The organism is uncultured Cellulomonas sp., from assembly GCF_963527515.1.
Taxonomy (GTDB): domain Bacteria; phylum Actinomycetota; class Actinomycetes; order Actinomycetales; family Cellulomonadaceae; genus Cellulomonas.
In genome coordinates this window covers 1-5,306 of record NZ_CAURTV010000162.1, presented here as the reverse complement: position 1 = coordinate 5,306, position 5,306 = coordinate 1, and the positions used below count along the sequence as shown (strand labels likewise).

Below are 5,306 nucleotides of genomic sequence, written 5' to 3'. Positions count from 1 at the left end.
ACCAGGGCCCGGGCGGCCTGACGCACGTCGCCCGTCACCCGCTCGGTGGCCGCCAGCCGGCGCTGCGCCGCCCGCGCGAGCAGGTCCCGCAGCTCGGTGACCCCGGCGCCCGTGGAGGCGCTGACCGCCAGCACCGGCGACGCCCCCAGCCCGTCCTGCGCGGCAAGGCGCTGCAGGTCGGCAACCATCGCCCGCTGCTGTGCGGGATCCAGCCGGTCGGCCTGGTTGAGCACGAGCACCACGACGCCGGCGTGGTCGGCCAGCCCACGCAGGTAACGGGCGTGCAGGGCCGCGTCCGCGTACTTCTGCGGGTCCACCACCCAGACCAGCAGGTCGACCCGCTCGTAGAGGCGCTCCGCGATCGTGCGGTGCTCGGTCACCACGGAGTCGTGGTCGGGCAGGTCGAGGAGCACCAGACCGGTGGCCGACTCCTGCAGGACCCTGCTACCCGCCACGTGCCGGTCGCGGACGTCCAGCCAGTCGAGCAGCTCGTCGGCGCCGTGCTCGGGGGTGCTGCCCTTCGTCGGGACGATCACGGCGACCGGCCGGCCCGTCGTGGGGCGGCGGACACCTGGCTCCGCGATGTGCGCGTCCGCCAGGGCGTTGAGCAGGGACGACTTGCCCGACCCGGTCGCCCCGGCGAGCGCGACCACCGTGTACTCCCCGGACAGCGCCGCGCGCTCGCGCGCGCGGGCCACGACCGCGGCGGGGGCCTCCAGCACGGCGTCGGGCAGCCGCCCGCGCGCCAGCCCGACGGCCTCGTCCAGCGCCGCGACGCGTCCCTTCAGTCCCCCGGCCGACGCGCTCACCCGTCGCCCCGGAACCAGCGGTTCCACCAGCGCAGTCGCTCCGGCTCCTCCTGCGTGTCACTCACCGTGACCGAGCGCGCGACCGCGCCCGTCCCCCGCAGGTGGCCGGCGCCACCGGCCGGCAGGTCACCCGCGCCCCAGGCGGTCACCGCGGTGCGCGCCGCCATCGCCGAGCTCACCGCCGCCGCGGACGCGCGCAGGTCGTCACCGTCGCGACCGGCGGCGCCCGTGGCGTCCAGCTGCCGCGTGAACCGGGACGACTCCTCCTCCAGCAGGGCGTCCGTGCGGGCAGCGAGCCGGCTCTGCGCCTCGAGCGTGAGCCGCCGAACGGCGTCGTCGCCGAACACCGCCTCCAGCAGCCGCTGCGCCAGCAGGGCCGACCCGCCGACGATGCCCACCTCGGCGCCCGTGAGCCCTCCGGTCGACGCGAACACCGCGACCATGAGCACCGCACCGAGGCCGTTGACCCCGTAGGACAGCGCCCGTGCGGTGGTCCGCCGGTCCGCGCCCTCCGACTCGACGAGGGCGAGCACGTCGCCCTGCCACGCGCGCACCTGTTCCGCGGTCCTCGCCCGCAGGTCCGACGACGCTCGGGACAGGGCCAGCCCGTCGAGCAGCGCCCGCCCCGCCGGATCGTGCCGCCAGTCGGAGTGTGCCGCGTCCGCGGCCTGCTCGGCGGCGTCCTGGATCACGGCGGACAGCCCGTGCGCGACCGCCTCCACCAGCGCCGGCTCGGCGGGCCGACGCCCCTTGACGAAGCCCACCACGCGGTCGCGCAGCCGGGACACGCCCTGCTCGAGCGACCGGAACCACTCGCTGGTCCCGACCACGTCCTGCCAGCGCGCCAGCACCTCGCCGCGCAGCAGCGAGCCGTCCGACGTCGCGTGCGCGATCTGGGCCGACGCCGTGGCGTACGCCGCGGTCACGGCCGCACGCAGCCGGGCGTCGGCGGCACGCTGCTCGTCGGCCGCGGTCGCCAGGTCGAGCGCGCGGCGTGAGACGTCGGCCACCGCGCCGTCCCACGTCTCGGCGAGCGCTGCCGCGCGGACGGCCGGGTCGGTGGCGGTCCGGGTGAGGAAGTCGGCGATCGGCCCGACCGCGTGCTCGGGCAGCAGCCCGTCCTCGAGCTCGACCTCCGGCACCACGATCACCGTGGCCGTGGACAGCCCCGCGTCGGCGAGCATCTGCTGCAGGTGGTCGCCGACCGCGGTCTCGGCACCGGGATCGACCCGGTCCAGGACGAGGGCCAGGTGCGTCCCCCGCTGCGCCGCGTCCGCCAGCAGCTCCCACGGCACCGCGTCGGCGTACCGGGCCGCGGTCGTCACGAACAGCCATACGTCCGCGGCGCCGAGCAGCTGGGCGGCCAGGACGCGGTTGCCCTCCTCGACGGAGTCCACGTCGGGTGCGTCCAGCAGCGCCAGACCGACGGGCACCGCCTCGGACGCGACCAGGCGCAGACCGGGCCGCGCCCCACCGAGGCCCTGCTCCCCGGCCGCGTCCGCGCGCGTGAGGGACGGCAGCACCCGGTCGGAGCTGAACCAGCGCACGTCCAGCGGGTGGTGGACGAGCACCGGCCAGCGGGTGGTCGGTCGCAGCACCCCCGACGGGCTGACCTCGGAGCCGACCAGCGAGTTGACGACCGTCGACTTGCCCGCCCCGGTCGAGCCACCGACCACCACGAGCACCGGGGCGCCCGGGTCCCGCAGCCGAGGCAGCAGGTAGTCGTCGAGCTGGTCGAGGACGCGGGTGCGGTCGGCACGCGCGCGGGGGGCGGTCGCCGTCTCGAGCGGCAGGCGCAGGTCCGCCACCCGACCCCGGAGCGCGAGCAGGGCGCCGACGAGCTCGTCGTGCTCCATCGCCGCACCGCCTCTCCCGTGGTGCTCCGAGCGTATCGGCGCTGGTCGCGGGCGGCTCACCGACGACGAGGCCGCCCGCTCCCCTGGGGAACGGGCGGCCTCGGGGGTCGGTCAGTCGCGACGCAGCTTGCGGTACGTCACGCGGTGCGGGCGGGCCGCGTCGGGGCCGAGCCGCTCGACCTTGTTCTCCTCGTAGGAGGCGAAGTTGCCCTCGAACCAGTACCAGCTGCCCGGGTCGTCCTCGGTGCCCTCGTAGGCCAGGATGTGCGTCGCCACCCGGTCGAGGAACCACCGGTCGTGCGAGACCACCACGGCGCAGCCGGGGAACTCGAGCAGAGCGTTCTCCAGCGAGCCGAGCGTCTCGACGTCCAGGTCGTTGGTGGGCTCGTCGAGCAGGAGCAGGTTGCCGCCCTGCTTGAGCGTGAGCGCGAGGTTGAGGCGGTTGCGCTCACCACCGGACAGCACGCCGGCGGGCTTCTGCTGGTCCGGGCCCTTGAAGCCGAACGCCGCGACGTACGCCCGCGACGGCATCTCGACGTTGCCCACCTTGAGGAAGTCGAGCCCGTCCGAGACGACCTCGAACAGGGTCTTCTTGGGGTCGATCCCGCCGCGCGACTGGTCGACGTAGGAGATGGACACCGTCTCGCCGACCTTGAGCTCGCCCTTGTCCAGCGGCTCGAGCCCGACGATCGTCTTGAACAGCGTGGTCTTGCCGACACCGTTGGGGCCGATGACGCCGACGATGCCGTTGCGCGGCAGCGTGAAGCTCAGGTCGTCGATGAGCACGCGCCCGTCGAAGCCCTTGCCGAGGCTCTTGGCCTCCAGCACGATCGAGCCCAGGCGCGGGCCGGGCGGGATCTGGATCTCCTCGAAGTCCAGCTTCCTGGTCCGGTCCGCCTCCGCCGCCATCTCCTCGTAGCGCGCCAGGCGCGACTTGGACTTGGTCTGCCGGCCCTTGGCGTTGGACCGCACCCACTCCAGCTCGTCCTTGAGGCGCTTGGCCAGCTTGAGGTCCTTCTTGCCCTGGATGGCGAGCCGCTCGCCCTTCTTCTCCAGGTAGGTCGAGTAGTTGCCCTCGTACGGGTACAGCCGGCCGCGGTCGACCTCGCAGATCCACTCCGCGACGTGGTCGAGGAAGTACCGGTCGTGGGTGACCGCGAGGATGGCGCCCGGGTAGTCCTTGAGGTGGGCCTCCAGCCAGAGCACGCTCTCCGCGTCCAGGTGGTTGGTGGGCTCGTCGAGGAGCAGCAGGTCCGGCTTCTCCAGCAGCAGCTTGCACAGGGCCACCCGGCGGCGCTCACCGCCCGACAGCACCGTGACGTCGGCGTCCCCCGGAGGGCAGCGCAGCGCGTCCATCGCCTGCTCGAGCTGGGCGTCGAGGTCCCACGCGTCGGCGGCGTCGATGGCCTCCTGCAGCTGGCCCATCTCGGCCAGCAGCGCGTCGAAGTCGGCGTCCGGCTGGGACATCAGCTCGGAGATCTCGTTGTAGCGGTCGAGCTTGCCCTTGATCTCGGCGACGCCCTCCTCGACGTTGCCGAGCACCGTCTTGTTCTCGTTCAGCGGCGGCTCCTGCTGGAGGATGCCCACCGTGTACCCGGGGCTCAGCCGGGCCTCGCCGTTGGACGGCTGGTCGAGGCCGGCCATGATCTTGAGGATCGTCGACTTGCCGGCACCGTTGGGACCGACGACGCCGATCTTGGCGCCGGGAAGGAAGTTCAGGGTGACGTCGTCGAGGATGACCTTGTCGCCGTGCGCCTTGCGCGTCTTGTACATGGAGTAGATGAACTCAGCCACTGGCTCTTCGTCCGCCTCGGTGCTCGTGGGGTCGCCCCGGCGCTCGCGTGTCTCGGGGCTGTGCGGTCCGGCATCCCGGCGGCCGGTCGACCGCGCAGCACAGGGTGCGCGCGGTACGACCTGCCGCGTCGTCGGGTTGCCGGTCCCCCAGCCTAGGCGATCACCTGGCTCCGACCAGTGCGAGCTCAGGCTCCTCGTCCTGCGCGGGGGCCTGACCTGCCCCCTCGTCGTCCGGGAGCTCCTCCAGGCCGGTGACGTCCGCCGGCGCGGTACCGTCTGGGGCGGCGGCCGTGCTGACCGTCCGGGCGAAGTGGCTGCTGCCGAACGCCAGGTTGGGGCCGAGCGCGCTCGCGTCGAGCACCAGCGAGGTGCGCGGCCCGTCCGCGCCCACCCACTCCTCGGTGGAGAGCTGCCCCTGCACGATCACCGGGTCGCCCTTGCGCAGCGACCGGGCGGCGTTGAGCGCGGTGGTGCGCCACACCTTGACGTTGAACCACTCGGTCTGCGCGTCCCTCCAGACCCCCGCCTGCTTGTCGAACCACCGCCGGGTGCTCCCCAGCCGGAACGTGGTGAACGGGACGCCGCCGTCCGACTCGTGGTGGATCCGCACCTCGGTGCCGATCCACCCGACGACGGTCAGGTCCAAGGACTGCGTGCTCATGCGATACCTCCGGTGCGGTGCGCCCAGCGGGTGCGGGGCTCGTGCGACCAGGGTCGGCGCGCGACCCGGAGCGGTGCCGCGACCACGGCCGGACGGTGGAGCGCGCCGGCGGACGGAGGGCTGTGGGCGGCTCAGCCGCGAGCGCGCGCGACGAGCTCGCGCACCGTGCGGTGCTCGGCCAGCACG

The 5,306-nt window shown here is 73.9% G+C and carries 4 protein-coding genes; all 4 read right to left on the bottom strand.

The features are described from left to right. Positions 1 to 809: dynamin family protein (locus RYN42_RS19550; protein WP_315099092.1), on the bottom strand; the 809-nt coding region annotated here is incomplete at its 3' end. Further along, positions 806 to 2,665 carry a dynamin family protein gene (locus RYN42_RS19545; RefSeq protein ID WP_315099089.1) on the bottom strand — a complete coding sequence of 620 codons (1,860 nt, stop codon included), beginning with the start codon at positions 2,663 to 2,665 and terminating at the stop codon, positions 806 to 808. The genes RYN42_RS19545 and RYN42_RS19550, both read right to left, overlap by 4 nt. A gap of 111 nt (positions 2,666 to 2,776) precedes the next feature. Beyond that, the gene (gene ettA, locus RYN42_RS19540) at positions 2,777 to 4,459 is read right to left on the bottom strand and encodes an energy-dependent translational throttle protein EttA (protein WP_315099087.1); all 1,683 of its coding nucleotides are present in this window, start codon (positions 4,457 to 4,459) and stop codon (positions 2,777 to 2,779) included. 160 nt (positions 4,460 to 4,619) lie between these two features. Next, positions 4,620 to 5,120 carry a single-stranded DNA-binding protein gene (locus RYN42_RS19535; protein ID WP_315099085.1) on the bottom strand — a complete coding sequence of 167 codons (501 nt, stop codon included), beginning with the start codon at positions 5,118 to 5,120 and terminating at the stop codon, positions 4,620 to 4,622. Positions 5,121 to 5,306: the final 186 nt, after the last annotated feature.